Origin of the sequence: Streptomyces sp. NRRL F-5123, from assembly GCF_000721495.1 — a bacterium.
Lineage (GTDB): Bacteria > Actinomycetota > Actinomycetes > Streptomycetales > Streptomycetaceae > Actinacidiphila.
This window is the reverse complement of the sequence record NZ_JOHY01000158.1, coordinates 1-1,037: the sequence shown is the minus strand read 5'-3', so window position 1 is coordinate 1,037 and position 1,037 is coordinate 1. Positions and strand designations below refer to the sequence as shown.

Sequence of the window (1,037 nt, the reverse complement as noted above, 5' to 3'; positions counted from 1 at the left end):
GAAGTTCGGTCAGGACGCGGCGAAGGACTTCGCGGGCAAGTTCGACGACCTGGAGTCGGAGGTCGACGACAAGTCCAAGCAGCTCGTGCAGGACCTGGCCACGAAGTACACCCAGGCGCTGCACAAGGTCGACGAGGAGATCAAGAAGCTCCAGGACGCGAACAAGGGTCTGGTGTCCAAGGCGGTCGGCGCGATCGCCGGGGTCATCAAGACCATCACGGAGCTGAAGAACCTCCTGATGGGGATTCTGGCGAAGGCCGCGTCCGCCATCGCGAAGATCATCAAGGACCCGATCGGGTTCCTGAACAACCTCGTCCACGCCGTCGGCGCGGGCCTGAAACTCTTCGTCGCCAACATCGCCGACCACCTCAAGAAGGGCCTGGTGTCCTGGCTGCTGGGCACAGCCGTCAAGGCCGGCCTCGACCTGCCCTCCTCGTTCGACCTCAAGGGCATCATCCAGCTCATCACCGGCCTGCTCGGCCTGACCTGGGCCAACATCCGCGCCCGCATCACCGCCAAAGGCATCCCCGACCAGGCCGTGACCGAGGTCGAGAAATCCGTCCCCGTCGCCCGGAAACTCGCGAAAGAGGGCCCCGCCGGGATCGAGCAGGAGATCGTCAAAGAAGTAGGCGACCTCAAAGCCACCATCCTCGGCAAGCTCACCGCCTACCTGATCCCCACCGTCATCATCGCCGGCATCACCTGGATCCTGTCCCTCCTCAACCCCGCCTCCGCGTTCGTCCGCGCCGTCAAAGCCATCGTCGACATCGTCTCCTTCGTCATCAACCAGGGCGCACAGGTCATCGAGTTCGTCCAAGCCGTCCTCGACGCCGTCATCGCCATCGCAGGCGGCGGCCAGGCAGGCGTCCCCAAAATGGTCGAAACCGCCCTCGCCGCCGCCATCCCCACCCTCCTCGGCCTCCTCGCCTCCCTCCTCGGCATCGGCAACCTCGCCGCCAAAGTCAAATCCGTCTTCCACGCCGTCGCCAAACCCGTCAACCGCGTCATCGACAAAATCGTGGGCTTCATCGTCAAGA

Annotated in this window: 1 pseudogene; it reads left to right on the top strand. The window is 64.2% G+C overall.

Annotated elements, in window-relative coordinates:
• Positions 1-1,037 (top strand): annotated as a pseudogene (locus tag IH54_RS0138655) (hypothetical protein); the annotation flags it as partial.